This is a genomic window from Micromonospora sp. NPDC007220 (assembly GCF_040634035.1).
Classification (GTDB): Bacteria; Actinomycetota; Actinomycetes; order Mycobacteriales; family Micromonosporaceae; genus Micromonospora; species Micromonospora reichwaldensis.
Window position 1 is genome coordinate 124,801 of record NZ_JBEYEU010000007.1, and the last position, 25,430, is coordinate 150,230.

Sequence of the window (25,430 nt, forward strand, 5' to 3'; positions counted from 1 at the left end):
CCGTGGCGCCCTGGCCGGGCTACTCGACGATGCCCTCGTCGCGGGCCCAGCGCAGCAGCTCCGCCTCGGCCTCGTCGCGGTCCAGCGGGCCGCGCTCCAGGCGCAGCTCCTTGAGGTGTTTCCAGGCCTGTCCGACGACGGGTCCCGGCGGTACGCCCAGCAGCTCCATGATGGCGTTGCCGTCCAGGTCGGGCCGGACCCGCGCCAGGTCCTCCTCGGCGGCGATCCGGGCGATCCGCTCCTCCAGCGCGTCGTAGTCGGCGGCGAGCTGGGCCGCCTTGCGGCGGTTGCGGGTGGTGCAGTCCGACCGGGTCAGCTTGTGCAGCCGCGGCAGCAGGTCACCGGCGTCGGCGACGTATCGGCGCACCGCCGAGTCGGTCCACTCGCCCCGGCCGTAGCCGTAGAAGCGCAGGTGCAGCGCCACCAGCGCGGTCACCTTGGAGGTGATCTCCTTCGGGTAGCGCAGCGCCTTCAGCCGGGCCTTGGTGAGCCGGGCGCCGACCACCTCGTGGTGGTGGAAGCTGACCCGGCCGTCCGAGCCCACCGCCTTCGTCGCCGGCTTACCGACGTCGTGCATCAGCGCGGCCATCCGCAGGACGAAGTCCGGCCCCTCCGTCTCGTACGAGACGGCGTTGCTCACCACGGTCAGGGTGTGCTCGTAGACGTCCTTGTGCTGGGCGTGCTCGTCGATCTCCAGCTTGAGCCCGGTCAGCTCCGGCAGGAAGCGCTCGGCGAGCCCGGTGTCGACCAGCAGCCGCAGCCCGGTGATCGGGTCCGCGCCGCAGAGCAGCTTGGTGAACTCGTCGCGGATCCGCTCGGCCGTGATCCGGTCCAGGTCGCCGGCCATCCGGGTCATCGCCGCGTACGCGTCGGGGTGCACCGCGAAGCGCAGCTGCGCGGCGAAGCGGGCCGCGCGCAGCATCCGCAGCGGGTCGTCGCCGAACGACTCCGCCGGGGTGCCCGGGGTGCGGATCACCTTGGCGGCCAGGTCGTCCAGCCCACCGTGCGGGTCGGTGAACCGGTGCTCGGGCAGGCTGACCGCCATCGCGTTGATGGTGAAGTCGCGCCGCCGCAGGTCCTCGGCGAGGTCGGTGCCGTACTCGACGATCGGGTTGCGGCTGACCTGGTCGTAGGACTCGGCACGGAAGGTGGTGATCTCCAGCCGCAGCCCGTCGCGCTGGCACCCGATGGTGCCGAACTCCCGGCCGGTCTCCCAGATCGACTCGGCCCAGCCGCGCACGATGCGCAGGGTCTCGTCGGGGTGCGCGTCGGTGCAGAAGTCGAGGTCGTCGCCGAGGCGGCCGAGCAGGGCGTCGCGTACCGAACCGCCCACCAGGTGCAGCTCGTGGCCGGCCCGCGCGAACCGGCGGCCCAACTCGTCGGCGACCGGGGAGACCCGGAGCAGTTCGGCAACGGCGTTGCGCTGTGCGGCGGTGAGTTCGCGGCGGTCGGCGGCGTGGGGAGCGGAGGCTTCGGACATGGGAGCGCCAGACTATCGGTCCCGACGGGGATGCGGTCCGCCGGGCGCGGGTAACGGGTGGCCGTTGACTATCGTCTGTGACGTGCGGGCCCGGGCCCGGCTCCGACGTTCCCCTGCCTTGGAGGCGACAAGATGAGCGGCGGTCTCTACCGCAGCGCGAACGCCGCACAGGGCGGCGCACCCGGCGGCGCGACGCCCGGCGGGCCGTCGGACGGCGCCACGTTCATCTCCGCCGAGCCGCTCAACCAGCCGGCCATGGAGTCGACCGCGCCGCCACAGGAGCAGGTGGCCGAGGCCAGCGCCGCGACCAACAGCGCGGTGATGGCCATGGGCAGCCTGGTCAGCCGCGGTACGGGCTTCCTGCGCAACCTGGTGATCGCGGCGGCGCTCGGCGGCGCGCTGGTCGGTGACGCGTACACCACCGCGCAGATCCTGCCCGGGATGGTCTACGAGTTCCTGCTCGGCGGCGTACTCACCAGCGTGCTGATCCCGGTGCTGGTACGGCGGCGCAAGTCGGACGCGGACGGCGGCCAGGCGTACGCCCAGCGGCTGCTCACCCTGGCGGTGCTGGCGCTCGGCGTGGCCGCGTTGTTGGCAGTGCTGTCGGCATCGTGGTTGACCATGCTCTACGGCAGCGGTGAGTCGGCCGGCGAATATTCGAAGCTGGTCACGGGGCTGGCCCGCCTGATGCTGCCGATGATCTTCTTCTCCGGGTTGAGCGCGCTGATCAGCGCGGTGCTCAACACCCGGGGCCACTTCGCCGCCCCGATGTGGGCGCCGATCCTGAACAACCTGGTGGTGATCGCCACCGCCGGCCTCTACATCGCGATCTTCGGCGCGGACATCATCAAGCCGGACGAGATGACGACCGGGCGGATCCTGCTGATCGGCGGCGGCACCCTGCTCGGCGTCGCCATCCAGGCCGCCGGCCTGCTGCCGGCGCTGCGCAAGGTCGGCTTCCGCTGGAAGCTGCGCTTCGACTTCCGCAAGCTCGGCCTGCGCGAGCTGGGCCGGCTCGGGGCGTGGATGTTCTGCTACGTCGCGGTCAGCCAGATCGGCCTGATCGTGCTGTTCAACCTGCTGAACCGGGCGGGCAGGGAGAACGCCGCCGGCCCGCTAATCTACAACAACGTCTTCCTGCTGCTGATGACGGCGCACGGCATCATCGCCGTCTCGATCATCACCGCGCTGATGCCCCGGATGAGCGCGGCCGCCGCCGACGGCCGGTACGCCGACGTGGCGGCCGACCTGTCCCGGGGCACCCGGACGGTCACCGCGGTGCTCGCCCCGATCGCGGTCTGCTACGCCGTGCTCGCCTCCCCGATCTCGTTCACCCTGTTCCGCTGGGGCGCCTTCGACGAGGGCAACGCCACCGCCACCTCGGTGGTGCTGCTGGCCGCCGCGCTCGCCCTGGTGCCGTTCGCGGTCAGCCAGCTCTTCACGTTCGCCTTCTACGCCCTGCCGGACACCCGCACCCCGGCGCTGATCAACATTCCGGTGGTGGCGCTGCGCATCGGGGTGCAGATCGTGCTCTTCGCGGTCTTCTCGGCAAGCTTCGCCGGCGCCGGCATGATGATCGGCAACGCCGTCTCCTACCTGGCCGCCGCGATCGCCTCCGCCTGGCTGCTACGTCCCCGGGTGGGTCGGATCGGCCTCGGCGAGATCATGCGCACCAGCGCGCGGGTCGCGGTCGCGGCGCTCGGCGCGGCGGTGGTCGGCCTGATCGTGGTCAAGCTGCTGCCCGGCGACGACACGCCGAGCCGCCTGGAGGCCGTCGTCCAGCTCGTGGTCGGTGGGGCGGTGATCGGCGGGACGTACCTCGGGCTGGCCATGCTCCTGCGGATCGGCGAGATCACCGAGGTCGTGGGCATGGTCCGCCGCCGGCTGGGCCGCTGACCGAAACCCGTCTCTCGGGGCGGACGACACGCTGCGGGCGGACTGCACTCTCTGTGAACGAGGATCACCAGCCTGGGGATGCGCCTGTGGATAACTCCGCGATTCGCCGCTCAGGCACCGAAAGGGCCTGTGGATAACCAGCCGTACGGCTGAGCATGGCGGTCCGGTCGGGGGGAACCCGGCTGCGTCGGCGCGGTCGCCGCAACGGCCGGCCCCCTCCCTGCGGACGCTTGCGGCCAACCTCTAGATTGGCCAGTACATGTGCCAGCAACGTGGCTGACAACGGGAGCAACCGGACAAGTCGGCCGCCTGCCGGCAGCTCGGCCCGGGAGCGGCGCGAAGATGACATGTCGGGGAGACGGCCAACCCGGGTAAGGTCGCTCTCGACGGGTACGGCAGGCGCCGGCGCTCCGCGTCGACACCGGTCGGCCGGTTCCTTCGAAGGCAGAGCGGGAAGCCACATGCCCAGCAGCGCGGGTCCATCGATCGACACGATCACCGAGGGAGGACGGGTGACCCAGGTCGGCGAAGGTCAGGAGGCGGAGGAGAGCGCTCCTCAGGTCATGACCTTCGGTGCTCCCACGGCCGGTGAGATCCTCGCCGAGCGTTACGAGCTGGTCGAGCACATCAACAACGACAGCGCGGGTCGGCTGGTCTGGCGCGGGGTCGACGTCATCCTGCGCCGTCCCGTCGCGGTCGTGCTGCGCTACCCGGGTGGCGACTCGGCCACCGAGATGCTCCAGGGCGCCGTCGCGGCCAGCCGTGTCATCCACCCCAACCTGGTCGGCGTCTACGACGCGATCGACGAGGCCGAGCGGGCGTACGTGGTGCGGGAGTGGGTCGACGGGCAGTCGCTGCGCGAGCTGGTCACCGACGGGCCGATGGACCCGGCGCGCGCCACCACCATCGGCAACGCGGTCGCCAGCGCCCTCGCCGCCGTGCACGCCACCGGCATGGTGCACGGCAACGTCCACCCCGGCACGGTGATGATCAGTGACGACGGCCGGGTGGTGCTGGCCGACGCGCGCACCGACGGCGCCGACAGCCAGCAGAGCGACGTCCGCGCGATCGGCGGGGTCCTCTACTTCGCCCTGACCGGGCACTGGCCGCACGCCGAGGCCCCGCTGCGTGGCGCCACCGCCGGCCACGGCCGGGCCGCCATCCCCGACGCCGTACGCGACGCGGCCGGCGCGATCGCCGCCCCCCGGCAGGTGCGGGCGGGCGTGCCGGCGTACCTCGACGACCTCACCATGGACCTGCTGGACGCCGAGATCGAGCCGCCCTCGTCGGACGTGCTCGCGGCCGAGCTGGCCCGGCTGGACGTGCCGGCCGACGAGCAGTTCCTCGACAGCGCCGGCCCGCTGCGCTTCGCGGCCGACACCGGCGAGGAGCCGTCGCCGCTCGCCGCCGCCGGCGGACGCAAGGTCGCGATCGGCATCGCCAGCCTGCTGGCGGTCGCGCTGGTCGGCCTGCTGATCGGCATCACCGCCCTGGGCGGCGGTGACGACGACCCACAGACCAACCCGGTCGCGGCGCCCTCGTCGAACGCGCCCGCCGGCGACGCCACCCCGGCCGCCATCACGGCCGGGCCGCTGAAGATCAGCACCGCCCGGATCATCGACCCGGAGGGCGACCGGACCGAGGTCCGCAACGCCGACAAGGTGTACGACGGGGACGAGGACGAGGGCTGGGAGACCCAGACCTACCGGGGGCGCGCCAACTTCGGCAACCTCAAGAAGGGCATGGGCGTCTGGATCGATCTCGGCGGCGAGCACACGGTCAAGTCCGTGCAGGTGCTCCTGTCCGCCCGGGGCGCCTCCGCCCAGCTCTACGCCGGCACCACCGACCGGCCGTCGTCGTCCTCCGGGGACGCCCAGCTCTTCGCGGACTACAGGAAGACCGCGATCGGCCAGCCGTTCGAGGAGCACGAGGGCACCAAGATGACCTTCAACGGCTTCAACGCCGACCAGAAGTACCGCTACCTGCTGTTCTGGATCACCGAGCTGCCGTCGAGCGACGGCGGCTACAAGCTCGGCGTCCAGGAGATCACGGTCCAGGGGTCGTGAGGCGGCCACCGCGCTCCGGGCACCGCATCCGCCGGACGTGGTGATGGGCGTACGCGGCGAACGGGTGACCGGTGGACCGGCGGGTCCGCCGGTCTCGTCGTCGGTGCCACCGTCCGGGCCGGCGGACCTCGATCTCCTGCACGCCCACGTGGCCGGCGACCCGCACGCCTTCGCCGAGCTCTTCCACCGGCACCGGGACCGGCTCTGGGCGGTGGCCCTGCGTACGCTTGGCGACCGCGAGGAGGCCGCCGATGCCCTCCAGGACGCCCTGCTCTCCGCCCACCGCGCCGCCGGGCGGTTCCGGGGCGACTCGGCGGTCACCACCTGGCTGCACCGGATCGTGGTGAACGCGTGCCTGGACCGGATCCGCCGCCGCCAGGCGCACCCGACGGTGCCGCTGCCGGACGGCGTCCGGGACACCGATTCCGGCACCGGGGGCGTCGAGCCGGCGGCACCCGTCCAGGACCACGACACGGCGCTCGTGGTCCGGCAGGCACTCGCCGATCTGCCGCCCGAGCAGCGGGCGGCGCTGATCCTGGTCGACGTGCAGGGTTACCCCGTGGCCGAGGTGGCCCGGATCCTCGACGTGGCCGAGGGGACGGTCAAGAGCCGGTGCGCCCGGGGCCGGGCCCGCCTGGCGACACAGCTCGGGCACCTGCGCCCCGCCAGGCAGAAGACGGAGCCGCAGGCCACCCCGCAGCGGGCGGAGCCGGCCCCGGCGACGGGCCCGAACGTGCCGGCCGTCACCCGAGGGAACCCGCGGTCGCCCGAGGGCGTCCGATCGGGGTCGGGACGGTCCCGGCGGGATCTCCACCAGGAGGACGCGTGACTGCCGGGGGGTACAGGGAGGTCGACCACGACCTGCTCGCCGACTACCTCGGCGGGGCGCTGGACGGCACCCCGGACGAGGATCTCGTCGCCCGACTGGTCGACGAGGACCCCGGCTGGGCGCAGGCGTACGCGCTGCTGGCCCCGGCCGTGGCGGACGTCCACGCGGACCTGGCCACCTGGGGCGCGTCCGCACCCGAGATGCCGGCCGACGTCACCGACCGGATCGTTGCCGCCCTGGCCCACGCCACGGCGTCCGACCCCGGCACCACGTCCGACCTCGCCATTGCGGACTCCGCAGGTCCGGGCCGATCCGAGCCGGGCCGGTCGGGGCCCGGCCGGGTTGAGCCGGGCGGCCGGGGGGCGGGGGACGACGCGACGTCCGCCGAGGAACGGCCGGCGGAGGGTCAACCAACGGTCAGAACGGGCATCGGGGCGGTGCCGGCACAGCCGCTCGGCGGGTCCGGGAGACGTCCTGCCGGCGTACCCCGGTCGGAGCCGGGCCGCAGCGGGGCCACCGGGCCCGGGCGACGACGGCGCCGCTGGTCCCGGCTGGCCGGGCCGGTCGCGCTGGCCGCCGTGTCGATCGCGGCGGTCGGGCTCGGCGTCGACCAGCTCACCAGGGACCAGCAGATGGGCGGCGCCGCGGACACGGCGTTGCCCGCGACGACGAACCGTGAGGACGCCGCCCCCGCCGCCACGCCCTTCCGGATCGCCGGCGAGCCGTCGGTGCGCAGCGGAACGGACTACACGCAGGAGTCCCTGGCCGCCCTTCCGTCGTCGCCGAAGGCACGGCCGTTCACCGGCGGCCCGCCCGGGGAGCAGCCCGGCGTCCAGGCGGAGGGCGGGCGGCTGCCCGGCTCCGTCACCGGGCTCGACCGGCTCACCGACCCCGCCGCGCTGGGCGCCTGCATCGCTGAGATCAAGGCCGAGCACGGCAACGGTCCGCTGGTGGTCGACGTGGTCGACTACGCCCGGTTCCAGGGGCGTCCGGCGCTGATCGTGCGCTTCACCGACGCCACGGGAGCGCACTGGGCCTGGGCGAGCGGGCCGGAATGCGGTGTGCCCGGGTCCGGCTCGGACAGCCGCTACCGCACGCGGGTAGGGTGAATTCGCGGTCACCGGCCGTTTGGCCGTCCACGTGACCTGACCCACCGGATGACCGGCTCGGGAATCCCCGGTTCGTACGATGACGTTCTGCACATCGAAGTGCCGGCACCGAGCGGCGTCGGCATCGGATCGGCATCGGTGCGCGCCGATGGCGAACAACACAATCGGGAGACGGCAGTGGACGAGGTCCGCAACCTGATCATCATCGGCTCCGGGCCAGCCGGTTACACGGCGGCGGTCTACGCGGCGCGCGCCAACCTCAAGCCGCTCATCATCGAGGGCGTGCAGTCCGGCGGTGCGCTGATGACCACCACCGAGGTGGAGAACTTCCCCGGTTTCGCCGACGGCATCCTCGGCCCCGAGCTGATGGACAACATGCGCAAGCAGGCCGAGCGGTTCGGCGCGGAGTTCCTCACCGACGACGTGACGCGGGTCGAGCTGAAGGACACCGGCAGCGTGGGCTCCGACGCCGTCAGCACCGTCTGGGTGGGCCAGACCGCCTACCGGGCCAGGGCGGTCATCCTCTCCACCGGCTCCGCGTGGCGTCCGCTCGGCGTGCCCGGCGAGCAGGAGTACCTGGGCCACGGCGTCTCGTCCTGCGCGACCTGTGACGGCTTCTTCTTCCGCAACCAGCACATCGTGGTCGTGGGCGGCGGTGACTCGGCGATGGAGGAGGCCAGCTTCCTCACCCGGTTCGCCGACTCGGTCACCATCATCCACCGCCGGGACTCCTTCCGGGCCAGCAAGATCATGGCCGAGCGGGCACTGAGCAACGACAAGATCAAGGTCGAGTGGAACACCACGGTCGAGGAGATCCTCGGCGACGACGGCAAGGTCTCCGGGGTGCGGGTACGCAACACGCACACCGGCGAGTCCAAGGTCCTCGACGTCACCGGCGTCTTCGTGGCCATCGGTCACGACCCGCGCAGCGAGCTCTTCCGGGGGCAGGTGGAGATGGACGACGAGGGCTACGTGAAGGTCCAGGCGCCCAGCACCCGGACCAGCGTGCCCGGGGTCTTCGCCGCCGGCGACCTGGTGGACCACACGTACCGGCAGGCGATCACCGCCGCCGGCACCGGCTGCGCCGCCGCGCTGGACGCCGAGCGCTTCATCGCCACGCTGCAGGGCTGAACAACCGAAACACATCCCGGAGGAGGGTCATAGTGGGAGCAACGAAGTCGGTCACCGACGCGAGTTTCGCCGCCGACGTGCTGAAGTCCGACAAGCCGGTTCTGGTGGACTTCTGGGCCGAGTGGTGCGGCCCGTGCCGCAAAGTGTCTCCGCTGCTGGAGGAGATCGCCGGCGAGATGGGCGACCAGGTCACCATCGTCAAGCTCAACATCGACGAGAACCCGGAGACCGCCCGCACCTACCGGGTGATGTCGGTCCCCACCCTCACCGTCTTCAAGAACGGCGAGCCGGTGCAGTCGATCGCCGGCGCCAAGCCGAAGGGCGAGCTCGTCAGGCTCATCGAATCGGCGCTCTGAGCAGCACCGACGCGCGTCGACCCCGTACCCGGTCCGCCGGGCACGGGGTCGACGCGTTTTTCCCGACGTGGGGCACCCGGAGCCCCCGGAACGCATAGCCTCAAGCGGGGGCCGCCCGGCCAGCAACCGTCCGTGCAGAGGGGGTCGTGCGTGCGTCCGATCCGACCCGGTGACCGTGGACCCGCGGTGACCGAGATCCGTACGGTGCTGACCGGCCTCGACCTGCTCGTCCCGACGGCACCGGGCGCCGACGAGTTCGACACGCACACCGAACGGGCCGTGCGGGCCTTCCAGCAGTCGCGTGGGCTCAGCGTGGACGGCCGGGTCGGTGCGGAGACCTGGCGGGCCCTGGACGCCGCCCGCTGGCGGCTGGGCGCCCGCACGCTCTACCACGCGGTTCCGGAGCCGCTCACCGGTGAGGACGTCCGCTCGCTCCAGGAGCGGCTGCTGGAGATGGGGTACGACGTCGGGCGCGCGGACGCCATCTACGGCGTACGGACCTCCCGGGCGGTCGCCCAGTTCCAGCGCGAGGTCGGGCTGACGCCCGACGGCTCGTGCGGTCCGCACACCATGAACGCGCTGCGCCGGCTCGGCCGCAAGGTCGTCGGCGGGCGGCCGCAGTGGCTGCGCGAGTCCGACGCCATCCGGCAGTCCGGCCCGGCGCTGGTGGGCCGGACCGTCGTCATCGACCCCGGGCACGGGGGCACCGACCCGGGCGTGGTGGTGCCGGACGGATCGCTGCGGTGGACCGAGGCGGATCTCGTGTACGACCTGGCCAGCCGGTTGGAGGGCAGGCTCGCCGCCGCGGGCGTCCGGGTGCAGCTCACCCGTGGGCCGGCCCAGGAGGACTGCCTGCCCGACGTCGACCGGGCGGAGCTGGCCAACTCGCTCGGCGCCGACGTGTTCATCTCGCTGCACGTAGACGAGCACGTCAACCCGGAGGCCGAGGGGGTGGCGACCTACCACTACGGCACCGACAACGGGGTGACCTCGGCGACCGGGGAGCGGCTGGCCGGGTTGGTGCAGCGGGAGATCGTCGCCCGCACCGGGCTGCGCGACTGTCGTACGCACGCGAAGGCGTGGGACCTGCTCCGGCTGACCCGGATGCCGGCCGTACGCGTCGAGGTCGGCTACCTCACCTCGCCCACCGACCGGGCCCGACTGGTCGACCCCCGGTTCCGGGACAGGGTGGTGGAGGCCGTCGTCGCCGCCGTGCAGCGCATGTACTTCCCCGTCGAGCGCGACGTCCCCACCGGCTCGATCGACGTGAGCGCACTGCGGGCGGTGGTGGCCGCCGGCACGGTCGTCGACTGAGGCGCCTGCCGACTCCCGACCGGACTCCGCCGCCGGGGCCGGACGCGCCGGCGCGGGATCAGCCGGCCGTCGAGCGGGTGGCCGGGGCCGGACGGACCGGGCGGAGCAGCGTCTCGGGGCTCATCGAGCCGAGCAGCTTCTCCAGCGCGTACTCGACGTCGGACTTCCAGCTCAACGCGGTACGCAACTCCAGCCGCAGGCGGGGGAAGCGCGGATGCGGGCGGACCGTCTTGAAGCCCACGGAGAGGAAGAAGTCGGCCGGGGCGACGCAGGCGCCGGCGGGGTCGGCCGCGTCGCCGAACTTGGCGTCGCCGAAGGCCTCGATCGCCTTGATGCCGCGCTTGGTGAGGTCCCGGGCGACGCCCTGGACCAGCATCCGGCCCAGCCCGCCGCCGGCGAAGGCGGGCACCACGTTGGCCGTCATCAGCAGCGCGGCGTCGGCGGAGACCGGGGAGGTGGGGAAGGCCATCGAGCGGGGCACGTAGGCCGGCGGGGCGTACAGGACGAAGCCGGCCGGCATGCCGTCGACGTAGACGAGCTTGCCGCAGGAGCCCCACTCCAGCAGCGTCTGCGAGACCCAGGCCTCCTTCTCCAGCCCCGGGTCGCCCGCGGCACAGGCCCGGTCCGCCGAGACCGGATCAAGCTCCCAGTAGACGCACTGCCGGCACGGGCGGGGCAGGTCCTCCAGGGTGTCGAGGGTCAAGCTGACCAGACGTCGCGACATTGGTGTATCCCCACATTAGGCTCGGAGGTGAGACCGGCACGGAACGACAACACCGCCTACCTGCCCCCGACGAGCGATCGTACGCCGCAAACGGACGCTGCGGGAGGGGACTCGCGAATGCCTCTCCTTCCGGGGCGCCGGCCGGGGTCCGCGATGTGGACGCCGGTCACTTCGCGGTTACGCCCCTGGCAGACGGCGACTAGGATCGACACTCGGCGTCCCGCGTCGCCATGGTCGCAGGTGTCCCGGGTACGCCGGGGCGGGAGCCACCCGAGCAGCCATCGAGGTGATGTCATGACCGGCACGACGCTCGACGACTACACCGACCGGTACGCCCGCCGCGTACGGGGCATGACCGCCTCGGAGATCCGTGCGCTCTTCGCGGTGGCCAGTCGGCCGGAGGTGGTCTCGCTCGCCGGTGGCGCCCCCTACATCGCGGCGCTGCCGCTCGACGCGGTCGGCGAGATGCTCGGCCGGCTCGGCGCCGAACACGGCGCCACCACCCTCCAGTACGGCATCGGCCAGGGCACCCTGGAGCTGCGCGAGCGGATCTGCGAGGTGATGGCGCTCTCCGGCATCGACGCCGCCTGCGGCGCCTCCCCGGACGACGTGGTGGTCACCGTGGGCGGGCAGCAGGCCCTCGACCTGGTGGCCCGACTCTTCCTCGACCCCGGGGACGTGGTGCTCGCCGAGGGCCCGACCTACGTCGGCGCGCTCGGGGTGTTCCAGGCCGCCCAGGCGCAGGTCGTGCACGTGCCGATGGACGACGACGGGCTGGTCCCGGAGGCGCTGGAGGCGGCCATCGCCGAGCAGGCGCGCGCCGGCCGGCGGGTCAAGTTCCTCTACACCATCCCGACCTACCAGAACCCGACCGGCGTGACGCTGACCGAGCAGCGGCGGGAGCGGGTGCTCGACATCTGCGAGCGCGCCGGCCTGCTGGTGGTCGAGGACGACCCGTACGGTCAGCTGGGTTTCGAGGGCGACGCGCCGGCGCCGCTGCGCGCGCGGCGGCGCGACGGGGTCTTCTACCTCAGCACCTTCTCCAAGACCTTCGCCCCGGGCCTGCGGGTCGGCTGGATCCTCGCGCCGCACGCCGTCCGCGACAAGCTGGTCATCGCCAGCGAGGCGCAGATCCTCTGCCCGAGCGGCTACGCGCAGGCCGCCGTCTCCACCTACCTCGGCACCATGCCCTGGCGCGAGCAGCTCAAGGTCTACCGCGAGGTCTACCGGGAACGGCGCGACGCGATGCTCGCCGCGCTGGACGACCTGATGCCCGCCGGCACTACGTGGACGACGCCGGCCGGCGGCCTCTTCGTCTGGGCGACCCTGCCCGACGGCCTCGACTCCAAGGCGATGATGCCCCGGGCCATCGCCGCCCGGGTGGCGTACGTCCCGGGCACCGGCTTCTACGCCGACGGCACCGGCACCGGCAACATGCGGCTCAACTTCTCGTTCCCGTCCCCGGAGCGGATCCGCGAGGGCGTGCGCCGGCTGGCCGGCGTGATGGAGCAGGACATCGCCATGCGGCGGGTCTTCGGCACGGTCGGCCGCCCCGGAGCGCGGCGCGGGCAGGCCGGCGCGGACACGCCGGGACCCGACTTGGCATGATTCCGGCATGGTTCCCACCGCTGCCGACCGTTCCGTCGTGACCGACTCCGCCGTCACCGCCGACCTGCGGGTGCTGGTGCTCGCCGGCGGGCTCTCCTACGAACGTGACGTCTCGCTGCGGTCCGGTCGCCGGGTGCTCGACGCGCTGCGCGCGGTCGGGATGGACGCCGAGCTGCGGGACGCCGACGTGGCGCTGCTGCCGGCCCTGAGCGCCGATCCGCCGGACGCCGTCGTGATCGCCCTGCACGGCGCCACCGGCGAGGACGGATCGCTGCGTGGCGTGCTCGACCTCTGCGGCGTCCCGTACGTGGGGTGCGACGCCCGCACGTCACGGCTCGCCTGGGACAAGCCCTCGGCCAAGGCGGTGCTCCGCGAGGCGGGCATCCCGACCCCGGACTGGGTCGCCCTCCCGCACGACCGGTTCTCCGAGCTGGGCGCCGTGGCAGTGCTGGACCGGATCGTCGAGCGGCTGGGGCTGCCGCTCATGGTGAAGCCCGCCCAGGGCGGTTCGGGGCTGGGCGCCGCAGTGGTCCGGGACGCCGCGTCCCTGCCGGCCGCGATGGTCGGCTGCTTCGCGTACGACCCCACGGCGCTGGTCGAGCGGTACGTGCCCGGCATGGACGTGGCGGTCTCGGTGGTCGACCTGGGCGACGGGCCGCGCGCCCTGCCCGCGGTGGAGATCGTGCCCCGCAACGGGGTGTACGACTACGCCGCCCGCTACACCGCCGGCCGGACGACCTGGCACACCCCCGCCCGGCTGGAGCCGGCGGTGGCCGGTGCGGTGGCCGACGTCGCGCTGGCCGCGCACACCGCGCTCGGGCTGCGCGACCTGAGCCGCGTCGACCTGATCGTGGACTCAGCCGGCCAGCCGCACGTGCTGGAGGTCAACGTCTCACCGGGGATGACGGAGACCTCACTGCTGCCGCTCGCGGTCCAGGCCGCCGGTCTCGACTTCGGCAGGATGGTCGGCACCCTGGTGGCCCGCGCCGCAGCCCGCCACCCCTGACCGACCGGTCCACCGGCCCACCTTCCGGACGGGGGTTCGGCGGTGAGGTGCCGCCGCCGGCCGTCGCCCCGTCCGGTCCGCCGCCTCGCTGTCCGGACTGGCGGTGACCACCTGGCTCGCCGCGCTGGCCGGGCTGTCCGCTGCGCGGCCACCCGGAGGTAATTCCTCGGGTGGCCGCGCCGGTTCTACGGCTGGCTGCCCGACCGTCCGGCGTCCGCGGGGGACGCCTCGCCCTCCGACTCCTGCGCCGGCGGGGTCTCCTCGGCGGACTCGATCACGGACACCGCTTCGCCCTCCGCCGGAGCGTCTTCCGCCGGGGGCTGCCCGGTGAAGCTGGAAGGCGCCTGCCACTGGATGCGCGGTGGCTCCGCCAGCGGTCGGCCCCCGAACTCCGCCAGCCAGGCGGCAACCATGGCCAGGTTCTCCCGCCACCGCGCCTCGGAGATGGGCGGCAGGATCGAGTCCCACAGGGAGAGGAAGGTCCCCCGCAGCTGGAGCTGACCGTAGGGCCGGGCGAGGAACCACATGTGCAGGTGCGCCGAGCCGTCGCCCCAGCGGTTGACGTGCACCCGGGCGACCCCGTCGAGGGACCGGATGGCCCGCTCCAGCCGTACGGTCATCACGCCCAGTTCGGCGGCGAGCAGATTCGGCAGGTCGCCGAGGTCGAGATGCGAGCGGGATTCCAGGATCAGCACCATCGGCAGCCCGGTAGGGCGGTCCATGGCGCGTACCCGCCATCGCTCACCCACCCAGATGTAGGCGTCGTCGGGGGCGTTGCAGGCGGTGCAGTCCCGGTTTCCCTCGCCCTTGCGCGGCGGCTCGACCGGGACCGGGTCATCGAGTTGCTTGACACGAAGGTCGCCCTCGAAGGGAAAGGACGGCCACTGGGTGAAGTCCGGAACGGAGGGAGGGGTGTCGTGCACGACGCTGACACTAACCGGTCTCGGCACCGCTGTCCCTACCCGAACGATCGGCCGGACGGCCCCAGTTCAGCCATGACGGGAGGACCGAGAGTGGCTCTGTCCACAGGTATCCACAGGCGCCCACAGGTTGATGAGACGCCGGACACAGGCCGTCATCCACAGGCTGTCACCCCATTTCACGCGGGGTTTCACGTGAAACGAGGGCGCCTGTGGATAACCCCTGTGGATAACTTTCGGGCACGGGAGCACGGATCCTCCGCCGGGGTGGAGTCGTCGGTTCCACGTGAAACGGAGGCACGTCGGGTGGGTTCCGTCATCGCTCCCGCCGCCGTTGGACGCCGTGGTCGGCATCGCCGTGGTTCGGACTCACCGTTGCCTTCAGGATCTTGTCCCCGCTGTCCCAGGTCGTCGCCACGCGAACGACCTGGGCCGTCCACCGCTTCCGCAGCGCGACATGCACCGAACCCCGGCCAGTGCTGCGCCGCCCGCGGACCGCGCCCCGCGCAGGGCGGCAGGCGATCGGAGGCGCGGGCCGGCGTGTGGCGGCGGAAGGCACTCATCGGCGTGCCCGCATAGTTCGACGAGCGTCATGACCGGTTGTCATCCACGCCGGTTCGGTGCGGTGGGAGGGTGCATCGTGTGCAGCCTGTCCGGAGGGGGCCTGGGAGCGGAGGGGTGAACGGACGGAGGTAGGGACGGGCCAGTCCTGATCGGTCAGGCAGCAACCGCCGAGCGACCATCCGAACGCGGTGGACGGCGGCAGCATCGACCCACGCGTGTCCGCAGCGGCCGTGGCCACATGGATGCCGGCTGACACTCGACGCAGGACGCGTCCGGGCTGCCGGGCGGGGAGGGTGAAGAGGCCGGGAGACCGAGAAGCCTGGAACCGCTGAGACAAGGAGTCAGCCACGCAACGGAACGGCCAGGACAACCCGGCCGGCCGGGCAGGGCACTGAGCGGGCACCTCCCGCGTCAGCGAGGAGGTGCCGATGCCGGGCCTGGTAGCGATGGGAGGGTCGACTCCCCCCGCCCTCTCGCGGCGCTGAGCGGCCCTGTCGAGCGGGCCCAGCCCTGCGGGTACCGATACCAGCGCCAGCGCCCTCAACGCGCGCTGAGGGCGCTGGCGCAGGCACTGAGGATCGTCGGTGACTCGGCTGTGGTTTCCTCGGCGGCGTTTCCGCCACCGGCTCACCGAGGGGCGCGGCAGGTTCTGGATCCGGTCAGGCTCCTCCGGGCTCAGGGTCCCGCCCTCGCCGTTGCCCACCCACCGCTTCGCAGATCGCAGGCCCGGCCGGTTTCACGTGAAACGGTCGAGGCGGCTCAAGAACCGCCCTGACCCGATCCCGGGTTTCACGTGAAACGCCGCCACCCGCCCGGATCCTCTGAACGCGCTGATCGAGGATGCGCAACCCGCAGCACATGCAACGGCCGCGTGATCCGGGATCACGCGGCCGGCAGTGGTGCCATTCGCAACGACGCTGGGCCCGATCGTGACGCCGAGCCCCGTCGCGCAACGCGGCGGCGTTGTCCCGCAGGACCGCCGACCGGGGTCAGGCCTCCGGCTCCTCTTCCTGACCGACGCCGATGAGGTCCACGATCCGCTCCAGGTCGTCGACCGTTGCGAACTCGATGGTGATCTTGCCCTTGCTCCGGCCGATGTCCACCTTCACGCGGGTGTCGAACCGGTCGGAGAGGCGGTCGGCGAGATCCGTCAGTGCGGGAGCATGCGGCTTCGGACGACGCTTGGCCGTCTCCTTCTTGCTCGTACCGTCGCTCAGGGCCAGCGCGACGATCTCCTCGGTCGCGCGGACCGAGATCCCCTCGGCGACGATCCGGCGCGCCAGCTGCTCCTGCGCCTCGGCCTCGTCGAGGCTCAGGAGCGCACGGGCGTGCCCGGCGGAGAGGATCCCTGCGGCGACCCGGGTCTGGACCTGCGCGGGCAGATTGAGCAGCCGGATGGTGTTCGAGATCTGCGGCCGGCTCCGCCCGATGCGCCGGGCGAGCTCCTCGTGGGTGGCGCCGAACTCGTCCAGCAGTTGCTGGTACGCGGCAGCCTCCTCCAGCGGGTTCAGATTCGCCCGGTGGATGTTCTCCAGCAACGCGTCCCGGAGCATGGCGTCGTCGTGGGTGTCCCGGACGATCGCCGGGATGTTCTCCCGCCCGACGGCCTGCGCGGCACGCCAGCGCCGCTCACCCATGACCAGCTCGTACTTCTCGTCGTCGAGCTGTCGTACGACGATCGGCTGGAGGAAGCCGACCTCCTGGATGGAGGTCTTCAGCTCCTCCAGGGCGTCCTCGTCGAAGACCTGACGCGGCTGCTTCGGGTTCGGCACGATGGCGTCGACCGGGATCTCGGCGAACCGGGCACCCGGCACCGGGCTGAGCTCGGCCTGCGGCTCGGGCTGCGCCACCACCGGTGGGATCGCCACGGCCGGCATCGGTCCCGCCGACGCAGCCGCGGCAGTGTCAGCAGCCGCCTCCACGGGAGCTGGCGACTCCTCTGCGGTGGTCGGCTCAACTACGGCGGTCGGCGCCGGCCCGGTCGGGATGAGCGCCCCCAGGCCTCGCCCCAGACCGCCCCGAGGACGGTTCTTCATGCCACGCCTCCCAGCGACTGTTCCGCACTACGCATTCCGGCCCACCGGCTCCTTGACGCCACGCTCGGCGATCTCCTGGGCGGCTTCGAAGTAGCTCGTCGCCCCCCGCGATCCCGGATCGTAGGTCATCACCGACTGGCCGTAGCTGGGTGCCTCCGAGACGCGGACGTTGCGGGGGATGACTGCCTGGAGCACCTTGTCGCCGAAGTGGTTCCGCACGTCCTGCTCGACGGCGTCGGCCAGCCGGGTGCGCCGGTCGTACATGGTGAGCAGGATGGTGGAGACGTCGAGCTTCGGGTTCAGGTGCTGGCGCACCAGGTTGATGTTGTTGATCAGCTGGTTCAGCCCCTCCAGCGCGTAGTACTCGCACTGGATCGGGATGAGCACCTCCTGCGCGGCCACGAGCGCGTTGACCGTGAGCAGGCCGAGCGAGGGCGGGCAGTCGATGAAGACGTAGTCGAAGTGGCCGGGGTAGGCGGCGATCGCCCGGGCCAGCCGGGACTCGCGGGCCACCACCGACACCAGCTCGATCTCCGCGCCGGCGAGGTCGATCGTCGCCGGTACGCACCAGAGGTTGGGGATCCCCTCGACGCCCTGGGCGACCTCCTCCAGCGGCACGCTGTTGATGAGGCAGTCGTAGACGTCCGGCACACCGGTGTGGTGCGGGACGTTCAGCCCGGTGGAGGCGTTACCTTGCGGGTCCAGGTCGACCACCAGCACCCGGTTGCCGTGCAGGGCTAGCGCCACCGCAAGGTTGACCGTGGTCGTGGTCTTTCCCACGCCGCCCTTCTGGTTCGCGACGCACATGACCCGGGTCCGTTTCGGGCGAGGCATCGTCACCTCGCCACTCGGATTAAGGATCTGCACGGCGCGCATCGCCTCCATAGCCAACGGTGGGTCATCCTCTTCGCGCGTCGGGGTTTCACGTGAAACGTACGCGGCCTCGGCGACGGTGGCTCCGGGGGAGCCGGCCGGGGGCGCGAACGGGTCGGTGACGGGAACGGGTTCGGGAGTCGCGTCCGGCACGGAGTCCGGGGTGGGCTGCTGCGGCACGGCGGACTCGAACCGCGCCGAGGCCGACGGGTTGCGCCGGACGGCAACCACCCGGCCGCCGGCCGAATTGCCGGCCCGCGGTACGTCGGCCGTGGCGCGGATCGCCGGAGGCTCCGGCACGTCCGGCTCGGCGCCGCCCGACCGAACGGCCGCGTCCCCGTCCTGCGGCGGGTTCGTCGGCCCGTCGGGCGACCAGCTCGGGTGGTCGGTTTCACGTGAAACGGGGTCGCCCGCTGGCCCCGTCACGCGTGGATCGTCGTACCTTCCGTCGTCATGCACCTGTCATCCCTGCCCGCTTCGGATGGTCGGTCCGCACCCCGTCAACTGGCCGTACGCGATCGCACCGCGGAGCGTACGGCCCGGCGGGAGCGGCGGGACCGGTGAACGTCCGTTGCCGCCCGCTCCACACTATCGACGCGCAGCCAGCCTACGGCTCACGGGCGCGACCGGTCCACGTCGGGTTCTCATCCTTCCGTCCACCCGTACCGGTTCAACGACGCAACCGCCGGCCGGGAAGCCGGTAGGCGGACATCCCGCGTGGGTGTCCGAGAGGGACTCACCGCCGCCGGGAGCGGCCGCCGCGAGCGCTCTTCGCGGCCTTCGGCCGGGCCGGTCCGATCATCCGCTCCCGCACGATCTCCACCACCGTCGTCGGCGGGTCGATCACTCCCTCGCCGCAGCGGTGCACCTCGGGCTCACCGCCACCGAGTCGGGCCACGGTCTGCGCGTGCTCGGCGATCTCCTCCGCAGCGGACGCCCCCTTGAGCGCGATCAGCCGACCGCCGCGCACGGCCAGCGGCAGGCACCACGTCGAGAGCCGGTCGAGCGGTGCGACGGCGCGCGCGGTGACCACGTCCCCGCTCAGCGGACCGATGCCGGTCGACCCGGTCGCCGCCTCGTCGGCGCGCCCCCGGAACACCCGGACCATCTTCGCCAACCCGAGGTGCTGCACCGCCTCGATGAGGAAGGAGGTGCGCCGGGAGAGCGGTTCGATCAGGGTCACCGTCAGGTCGGGTCGCGCGATGGCCAGCACCAGGCCGGGCAGCCCGGCCCCGGAGCCGACGTCGAGCACCGTCACGCCCTCCGGGATGCGCTCGGCGACCGCCGCGCAGTTGAGCAGGTGGCGATCCCAGATCCGGGGCGCCTCGCGCGGGCCGATCAGGCCGCGGACCACGCCGTCGGTGGCGAGCAGTTCGGCGTACGCGGCGGCCAGGTCGAGGCGGTCGCCGAAGAGGGTGCGCGCCGCAGCGGCCAACTCCGGCGGCAGCACCGCCACGGCCGGAGAAGCGTCCTCCGCCGTCACGGCCGAGGACAGGGCGTCCTCGGAGGTGTCAGTCGGTGACGGGGCGTTCTCAGGGGCGACGGTCGAGGACGGGGCGCCCTCAGGGGCGTCGATCGACGGCGCGGCGTCGGAAGTCACGGTCGGCTCGGGCCGGACAGGCGACGGCCCGGGCGGCGTGCCACCCGGGCCGTCCACGGCACCGGCCGTGGTGTCGTCGTGGGTCACCCGGGTCAGTCCGCCGGCCGGACGATGATGCGCCGGTTCGGCTCGACACCCTCGGACTCGCTCTCCACGCCGCTCATCGCGTTGACCACGTCGTGCACGCACTTGCGCTCGAACGCGGACATCGGCTCCAGGCGCACGGGCTCGCCGTGCTCCTTGACCTTCTCCACGGCGTTCTTGGCGACGGCGGCGAGTTCCTTGCGGCGGGTCGCCCGGTAGCCGCCGACGTCGAGCAGCAGCCGGCTCGGGGTGCCGGTCTGCCGGAAGACGGCCAGCCGGGCGAGCTCCTGGAGCGCCTCCAGGGTGGCGCCGCGCTGGCCGACGAGGTTCTGCAGCCGGCCGCCGACCACCTCGACGACGGGACGACCGGCCGAGACCAACTCGTCGATGTCGCCGTCGTAGTCGAGGATGTCGAGCAGGCCCTCGACGTAGTCGGCCGCGATCTCGCTCTGCCGGAACAGCTCGCTCTCGCCGACGGCCTTCTTCTCCCGGGTGCCCGACTCCTCGTCGGTCTCCTCGGTCTCGCCGTTCACCGCGGTCGGCTCGGTCCCCTCCTCGTCCAGGGACTCGTCGGCGCGGGGGGTGCTGGTGTCGGTCACGGTCTCATCTCCGTACTCGCTCGGCCGGACCGTCGGGTCCGCTGGTTTCCCGGGGCCGGCGGGAGGTCGCCGGTGCCCACGGGCACGTCTGTCGTAGGGCAGTTTCGCCCGTGGCCGCGCCGCGCGCGGCGGTTCCGCCCCGGCGCCGGCCGTACGGCGGCTGCGCGGTGCGGAACGGGCCGCCGCCGGTCTCCCGACGGCGGCCCGGACGTTCTCAGCCCTGCCGTTTGGCGGGGCCCTTCTTCGGGTTGACCGGCTTGGCGCCCGGCTTGGGGCCGGCGACCTTCGGCGCGACCGGCTTGGCCGGGGCCGGGGGGGCCGACTTGGTGCGGCCCAGCAGGCCGCCCGTCTTCGCCGGCTGCACCGGGTTGCGGGACGAGGTGCCCGGCTTGCTGGTGGCGGTGGGCGGCGGCGGGAACTTCCGCAGCACCCACTGCTGCTGCGCAAGGGTGAAGAGGTTGTTGGTGACCCAGTAGATGATCACACCGATGGGGAAGATGGCACCGGAGATGAGCAGCGACAGCGGGATGCCGTAGAGCATCAGCTTCTGGATCATCCGCTGCTGCGGGTCCTCGGCCCAACCGGTCTTCAGGATCATCTGGCGGCTGGTGAGGTAGGTGGTGCCCATCATCACCAGGACGAGGATCCCGGCGATGATCTTCACGGTGGTGCCGTTGGCGCCGAGCCGCGTCAGCTCCTCGGCGGTGGAGCCGAACTTGCCGGCGATCGGGGCGGTGAAGAGCTTCGCGGACGAGGCGCTCTCGAACTGGCTGATCGTCCAGCCGTAGAGGGTCTTACCGGCCTCGCTCTTGTCCGGGTTGAGCCGACGGAGCACGTGGAAGAGGCCCAGGAAGACGGGAATCTGGAGGAACATCGGAAGGCAGCCCATGAGCGGGTTGGCCTTTTCCTTCCGGTAGAGCTCCATCATCTCTTTCTGGAGCGTCTCCCGGTCACCCTTGTGCTTCTCCTGCAGCGCCTTCACCTGTGGCTGGAGCGCCTGCATCGCCCGCTGCGACTTGATCTGCTTGACGAAGACGGGGAAGAGGATCACCCGGACGGTGACCACCAGGAAGATGATGGCGAGGATCCAGGCCCAGTTGGTGCCGATCACCGCCGGATCCGGCACCCCGACGAAGTCCCAGGCCCCGTGCCAGACCAGCAGGATCCACGAAATCGCGTAGTAGATCCAGTCGAGACTCAATTCTCAGGCTCCAGTCACATCGGCGCGGCGGCGGCCGCCCGGCTTCGGCACCGGGTCGTGTCCACCTGGGTGAAAGGGGTGGCAGCGCAACAGCCGCCGGGCTGTCAGGCCAGCTCCCCGGATCGCGCCGTGCACCGCCACCGCCTCCAGGGCGTAGGCACTGCACGACGGGTAGAACCGACAGCGGGCCGGCAGAGCCGGACTTATCCACCGACGGTACGCGATGACGGGCCCGCTCAGCACCCGGGCACCGATCGTCGTCGGCCGGGGCTCGGCCGGTCCGCTGGTCACCGGGACCGCCGCCCGCGGGGCGCCTTCGCCGCGACGATCGCCGCGTCCAGGTCGGCGCCGAGTCGCGGGTACGAGGCGTCGGCCGCGGCGGGCTGCGCGCGTACGACCAGGGTGCTTCCCGCGGGCAGAGCCGCCAGCCGCTCGCGGACCAGGTGCCGCAGGCGACGCCGGACCCGGTTGCGGACCACGGCGTTCCCGACGGCCTTGGACACGACGAAGCCGGCGCGGGCCGGTGCGGAGGGTTGCTCCGCACCGCTGCTCCGCGCCGGCTCCGGCGAGGTTGCTGTCGCGGCGTCGGGGGTTGTCGGCAGACTCAGGTGGACAACGACCGCGCCACGGCCGGCGCGTCGACCACCCCGGACCGCTGCGGCGAAGTCAGTGCTGCGCCGCAGTCGCTGTGCGGCCGCCAGCACGACTGCCCACGTCCCCCGGACCTGACCCGGTCGGCCTCAGGCCGACAGGCGGGTGCGGCCCTTGGAGCGACGGGTCGAAAGGATGGCGCGGCCGGCACGGGTGCGCATGCGCAGCCGGAAGCCGTGGGTCTTCGCGCGCCGGCGGTTGTTCGGCTGGTAGGTGCGCTTGCTCACGTCAGGCTCTCCGTTTTCGTACGCCCCGGGCGAGGGGTCGCCGGGATCGTGTGGTGGTCCAGGCCACCTCGGCGGTGGCCCCCGATCGGTGCTGCCCGGCGGCGCGGAACCTCGGCGATGCGGGGAAGCGACCGCGGACAGCAAGCACCTAACACCCTAGCAGAGGGCGAGAGAGCAGCCGTTCCAGCCTACGCAGGGCGGCAACGACCGTCAAACACCCTCAGCAGGGCGGACACCGGGCCCTCCCGGCGACCGGAGCGGCGGTTTTCGCTGATGTCGACGAGGGTCGCCGCGCGTCGGCGGTTGATGGCGCGCCGACAACGCTGTTACCGTGCCCGATTGCGGTCAGCGTCGAAAGGTCCGGTCGTCGCCGGCGGGCAAGACCGGACAAGGTAGTGAATCGTTCGGCACGGTGAACCCGCTTCAGCGCCCGTTCAGGCAGGGGGCAGGTCCGACCCGCGTCCGGCGGGCGGCCACAATCGGTGCGTACACAGGCTGTGGATAACTTGTGGACGAGGACCGGTCGGCCGTCCGGTGGGTGTCGTTCCACCCGCGCGTACGCGGCGGGCCCGGGACGGCCGACCGGAGAAGACGGCGGCGTCGGCGGAGCAGAGGCGAGGGGGTGGCACGACGGTGACCGGTACGACCGACCTTGCCGCGGTGTGGACAGCAACGACCGACGAGCTCGCCGACGAGATCATCTCCGCGCAGCAGCGGGCGTACCTGCGGCTGACCCGGCTGCGGGCCATCGTCGAGGACACGGCGCTGCTCTCCGTCCCGGACGCCTTCACCCGGGACGTGATCGAGTCCCGCCTGCGCCCGGCGATCACGGAGGCGCTCACCCGCCGACTGGGCCGGCCGATCCAGGTCGCGGTGACCGTACGCGTGCCCGACGACGGTTCCGGCCGCCCGGCGGGGACCGTCTACCGCAGTGTTCCCGAGCCGGGGCCGGCCGACCACGACGGCGGGCCGCCCGGCTACGCCGACGCCGGCTACGACGGGTTGCCCGGGCAGCGCGACGGCGGGGACCACGACGCCGGGCAGTCGCCGCTCATCCCCGAACAGGCGCACCCCCGGCGCCGGCCCGACACGTCGTCGCCGGGCGACGACGGGCACCGGCCGGACGACCGGGACGGGCAGGAGGCCCTGTTCAGCACCGCCTTCGCCGAGCCGCCGCGCCCCGACCGGTCGGGGCCGCTCCGGCACCCGTCCGAGCGCCGGAGCTACGACGAGCAGGCAGCCCGGCTGGACCGGCCGACCGCCGACACCCGGGGGTACGAGCCGCGCTACCGCGAGGACGCCGTCTCCCCCCGGGACCAGCACGTGATCCGGGCGCTGCCCCGCGACACCGGCACGGACAACGGGCCCGGACGGGGTGGCGCGGATCACCGGCCCGGTGGCCGGGACGACCGCCGCATGCCCGGCGCCGACGGCGGGGGCAACCGGCTCAACCCGAAGTACATGTTCGAAACGTTCGTCATCGGCTCGTCCAACCGCTTCGCCCACGCGGCGAGCGTCGCGGTCGCCGAGTCGCCGGCGAAGGCGTACAACCCGCTGTTCATCTACGGCAGCTCGGGGCTGGGCAAGACGCACCTGCTGCACGCCATCGGGCACTACGCCACGACGCTGGGCAACGCGCGCTCGGTCCGGTACGTCTCGACCGAGGAGTTCACCAACGACTTCATCAACTCGCTCCGGGACGACAAGACCAGTGCGTTCCAGCGGCGCTACCGCGACGTCGACATCCTGCTGATCGACGACATCCAGTTCCTGGAGAACCGCGAGCGTACGCAGGAGGAGTTCTTCCACACGTTCAACACCCTGCACAACGCCAACAAGCAGATCGTGATCACCTCGGACCGGTCGCCGAAGCAGCTCGCGACCCTGGAGGACCGGCTGCGTACCCGCTTCGAGTGGGGACTGCTCGCCGACATCCAGCCGCCGGACCTGGAGACCCGGATCGCGATCCTGCAGAAGAAGGCGGCGCAGGAGCGCCTCTACGCCCCACCGGACGTGCTGGAGTTCATCGCCTCGCGGGTGTCGAACTCGATCCGGGAGCTGGAGGGCGCGCTGATCCGGGTGACGGCGTTCGCCAGCCTGACCCGCTCGACGGTCGAGCTGGCGCTGGCCGAGGAGGTGCTGCGGGACTTCATCCCGGACGGCGCCGGGCCGGAGATCACCGCCGACCAGATCATGGTCTCCACCGCCGACTACTTCGGGGTGAGCCTGGAGGACCTGCGCGGCCACTCCCGCTCCCGGGTGCTGGTGAACGCCCGCCAGGTGGCCATGTACCTGTGCCGGGAGCTGACCGACCTGTCGCTGCCCCGCATCGGGCAGGCCTTCGGCGGCCGGGACCACACCACGGTCATGCACGCCGACCGCAAGATCCGCCAGCAGATGGCCGAGCGCCGGTCGCTCTACAACCAGATCGCCGAGCTGACCAACCGGATCAAGCAGAACACCTGAGCGACGGCTAACGGACGCGCCCGACCGGACCATCGGTCGGGCGCTTTTTCGTCCTCCACACCCGGTCCCGGCTTGACCCTCGACATGGTCTAGGCCACAGCATCTGAGCCGTGACCGTCCACCGCCCGGATCGTTGTCCACATCTCGTTGTCCACAGCCTGTGGGAAACTACGGTCCGTCCACCCCCCAGTTACCCACAGGTTGTGGACAAACCCTGGGGACGAGCCTGTGGACGCCTGGGGACAACCGGTTGGTTGTCCACCGAAGACGATCTACCTGTGGGAAACCTGTTGAAGGTTCTGGGGATGACGCCGTCGGTGCGGCTTCCGCCTGTCCACAGGTCTGGGGAGAAAGTCGGTGGATAACCGGTGGATAACCGGTGGACGGCGGTGGACAACTCGGGGGCGCTGGCCGCCTGTGGACCGGGACGCGAGTTTTACCCCGGGTTCTCCACAGGTAAACCACCGGTGGATAACGTGTCTGAGCTGCGCAAACGCGGGTTCTCCACAGTTTGCACAGGTGCGATGAAGATGACGAGTTATCTCTTCTAAGAGAACAAAAACCAATCATCACCGTTGGACTTCCTGTGGATTGGCCGGAACGCCGTCGTGGACGGCCTCCCGGCACCAGGAGTCCACGGGGTCGGGCGCACAGCCGATGCCCACGCGCCCTAAGGTGCGATGGGTACCC

At 72.1% G+C, this 25,430-nt stretch carries 20 protein-coding genes and 1 pseudogene; 10 read left to right on the forward strand and 11 right to left on the reverse strand.

Translation table 11 applies throughout. The features are described 5' to 3' along the window. Window positions 1-19 precede the first annotated feature (19 nt). Window positions 20-1,480, reverse strand: a complete 1,461-nt coding sequence (locus ABZ573_RS16245; protein ID WP_151455437.1) for a CCA tRNA nucleotidyltransferase — start codon at window positions 1,478-1,480, stop codon at window positions 20-22. A 132-nt stretch (window positions 1,481-1,612) separates the two neighbouring features. Here ABZ573_RS16245 and murJ point away from each other — a divergent pair, with 132 nt between their 5' ends. From murJ to ABZ573_RS16280, 7 genes are all read left to right on the forward strand, one after another. Next, window positions 1,613-3,376, forward strand: coding sequence for a murein biosynthesis integral membrane protein MurJ (murJ, locus tag ABZ573_RS16250; protein ID WP_358118798.1), 1,764 nt, complete (start codon window positions 1,613-1,615; stop codon window positions 3,374-3,376). 461 nt (window positions 3,377-3,837) lie between these two features. Next, a complete protein-coding gene (locus ABZ573_RS16255; RefSeq protein WP_151455435.1) occupies window positions 3,838-5,442 on the forward strand; it encodes a protein kinase family protein in 1,605 nt (534 codons plus the stop codon). Between the two features lie 64 nt (window positions 5,443-5,506). After that, a complete protein-coding gene (sigM, locus tag ABZ573_RS16260; RefSeq protein ID WP_225852282.1) occupies window positions 5,507-6,271 on the forward strand; it encodes an RNA polymerase sigma factor SigM in 765 nt (254 codons plus the stop codon). Beyond that, the gene (locus ABZ573_RS16265) at window positions 6,268-7,380 is read left to right on the forward strand and encodes a hypothetical protein (RefSeq protein WP_358118801.1); all 1,113 of its coding nucleotides are present in this window, start codon (window positions 6,268-6,270) and stop codon (window positions 7,378-7,380) included. Before sigM ends, ABZ573_RS16265 begins: the two co-directional genes overlap by 4 nt. 177 nt (window positions 7,381-7,557) lie before the next feature. Then, complete coding sequence (gene trxB / locus ABZ573_RS16270) at window positions 7,558-8,511, forward strand: thioredoxin-disulfide reductase (protein ID WP_327030040.1); 954 nt, start codon at window positions 7,558-7,560, stop codon at window positions 8,509-8,511. A gap of 32 nt (window positions 8,512-8,543) precedes the next feature. Beyond that, a complete protein-coding gene (gene trxA, locus ABZ573_RS16275) occupies window positions 8,544-8,867 on the forward strand; it encodes a thioredoxin (protein ID WP_151452747.1) in 324 nt (107 codons plus the stop codon). Between the two features lie 150 nt (window positions 8,868-9,017). Beyond that, window positions 9,018-10,181 (forward strand): N-acetylmuramoyl-L-alanine amidase, encoded by a 1,164-nt coding sequence (locus ABZ573_RS16280; RefSeq protein WP_151452748.1) that lies wholly within the window; start codon window positions 9,018-9,020, stop codon window positions 10,179-10,181. Window positions 10,182-10,239: 58 nt separating this feature from the next. On the opposite strand, the gene ABZ573_RS16285 is transcribed toward ABZ573_RS16280, so the two are convergent. Beyond that, window positions 10,240-10,905: a GNAT family N-acetyltransferase gene (locus ABZ573_RS16285; RefSeq protein ID WP_132235474.1), complete on the reverse strand. Its 666-nt coding sequence runs from the start codon at window positions 10,903-10,905 to the stop codon at window positions 10,240-10,242. 294 nt (window positions 10,906-11,199) lie between these two features. Between ABZ573_RS16285 and ABZ573_RS16290 the strand changes: the two genes are divergently transcribed. After that, window positions 11,200-12,513: a PLP-dependent aminotransferase family protein gene (locus ABZ573_RS16290; protein WP_358118804.1), complete on the forward strand. Its 1,314-nt coding sequence runs from the start codon at window positions 11,200-11,202 to the stop codon at window positions 12,511-12,513. 7 nt (window positions 12,514-12,520) lie between these two features. Beyond that, the gene (locus ABZ573_RS16295; protein ID WP_151452750.1) at window positions 12,521-13,519 is read left to right on the forward strand and encodes a D-alanine--D-alanine ligase; all 999 of its coding nucleotides are present in this window, start codon (window positions 12,521-12,523) and stop codon (window positions 13,517-13,519) included. A gap of 329 nt (window positions 13,520-13,848) precedes the next feature. Here the strand turns inward: ABZ573_RS16295 and ABZ573_RS16300 are convergent. From ABZ573_RS16300 to rpmH, 9 genes and pseudogenes are all read right to left on the reverse strand, one after another. After that, window positions 13,849-14,442 (reverse strand): annotated as a pseudogene (locus tag ABZ573_RS16300) (hypothetical protein); the annotation flags it as partial. 1,550 nt (window positions 14,443-15,992) lie between these two features. Continuing rightward, a complete protein-coding gene (locus tag ABZ573_RS16305) occupies window positions 15,993-17,039 on the reverse strand; it encodes a ParB/RepB/Spo0J family partition protein (protein ID WP_358118807.1) in 1,047 nt (348 codons plus the stop codon). 27 nt (window positions 17,040-17,066) lie between these two features. Beyond that, a complete protein-coding gene (locus ABZ573_RS16310; RefSeq protein WP_358118809.1) occupies window positions 17,067-18,371 on the reverse strand; it encodes an AAA family ATPase in 1,305 nt (434 codons plus the stop codon). 277 nt (window positions 18,372-18,648) lie between these two features. Continuing rightward, complete coding sequence (gene rsmG, locus ABZ573_RS16315) at window positions 18,649-19,368, reverse strand: 16S rRNA (guanine(527)-N(7))-methyltransferase RsmG (protein ID WP_358118941.1); 720 nt, start codon at window positions 19,366-19,368, stop codon at window positions 18,649-18,651. A 236-nt stretch (window positions 19,369-19,604) separates the two neighbouring features. Beyond that, window positions 19,605-20,195 carry a R3H domain-containing nucleic acid-binding protein gene (locus ABZ573_RS16320; protein WP_151452753.1) on the reverse strand — a complete coding sequence of 197 codons (591 nt, stop codon included), beginning with the start codon at window positions 20,193-20,195 and terminating at the stop codon, window positions 19,605-19,607. Between the two features lie 214 nt (window positions 20,196-20,409). Then, the gene (gene yidC / locus ABZ573_RS16325) at window positions 20,410-21,396 is read right to left on the reverse strand and encodes a membrane protein insertase YidC (RefSeq protein ID WP_151452754.1); all 987 of its coding nucleotides are present in this window, start codon (window positions 21,394-21,396) and stop codon (window positions 20,410-20,412) included. A 3-nt stretch (window positions 21,397-21,399) separates the two neighbouring features. Continuing rightward, window positions 21,400-21,639 carry a membrane protein insertion efficiency factor YidD gene (yidD, locus tag ABZ573_RS16330; RefSeq protein ID WP_207914193.1) on the reverse strand — a complete coding sequence of 80 codons (240 nt, stop codon included), beginning with the start codon at window positions 21,637-21,639 and terminating at the stop codon, window positions 21,400-21,402. A gap of 44 nt (window positions 21,640-21,683) precedes the next feature. Further along, on the reverse strand, window positions 21,684-22,100 hold the full coding sequence (rnpA, locus tag ABZ573_RS16335) for a ribonuclease P protein component (RefSeq protein ID WP_132235457.1): 417 nt from the start codon (window positions 22,098-22,100) through the stop codon (window positions 21,684-21,686). A gap of 36 nt (window positions 22,101-22,136) precedes the next feature. Then, window positions 22,137-22,274, reverse strand: coding sequence for a 50S ribosomal protein L34 (gene rpmH / locus ABZ573_RS16340; RefSeq protein WP_088959667.1), 138 nt, complete (start codon window positions 22,272-22,274; stop codon window positions 22,137-22,139). Between the two features lie 633 nt (window positions 22,275-22,907). Between rpmH and dnaA the strand changes: the two genes are divergently transcribed. Then, complete coding sequence (gene dnaA / locus ABZ573_RS16345) at window positions 22,908-24,740, forward strand: chromosomal replication initiator protein DnaA (RefSeq protein WP_327030046.1); 1,833 nt, start codon at window positions 22,908-22,910, stop codon at window positions 24,738-24,740. Window positions 24,741-25,430: the final 690 nt, after the last annotated feature.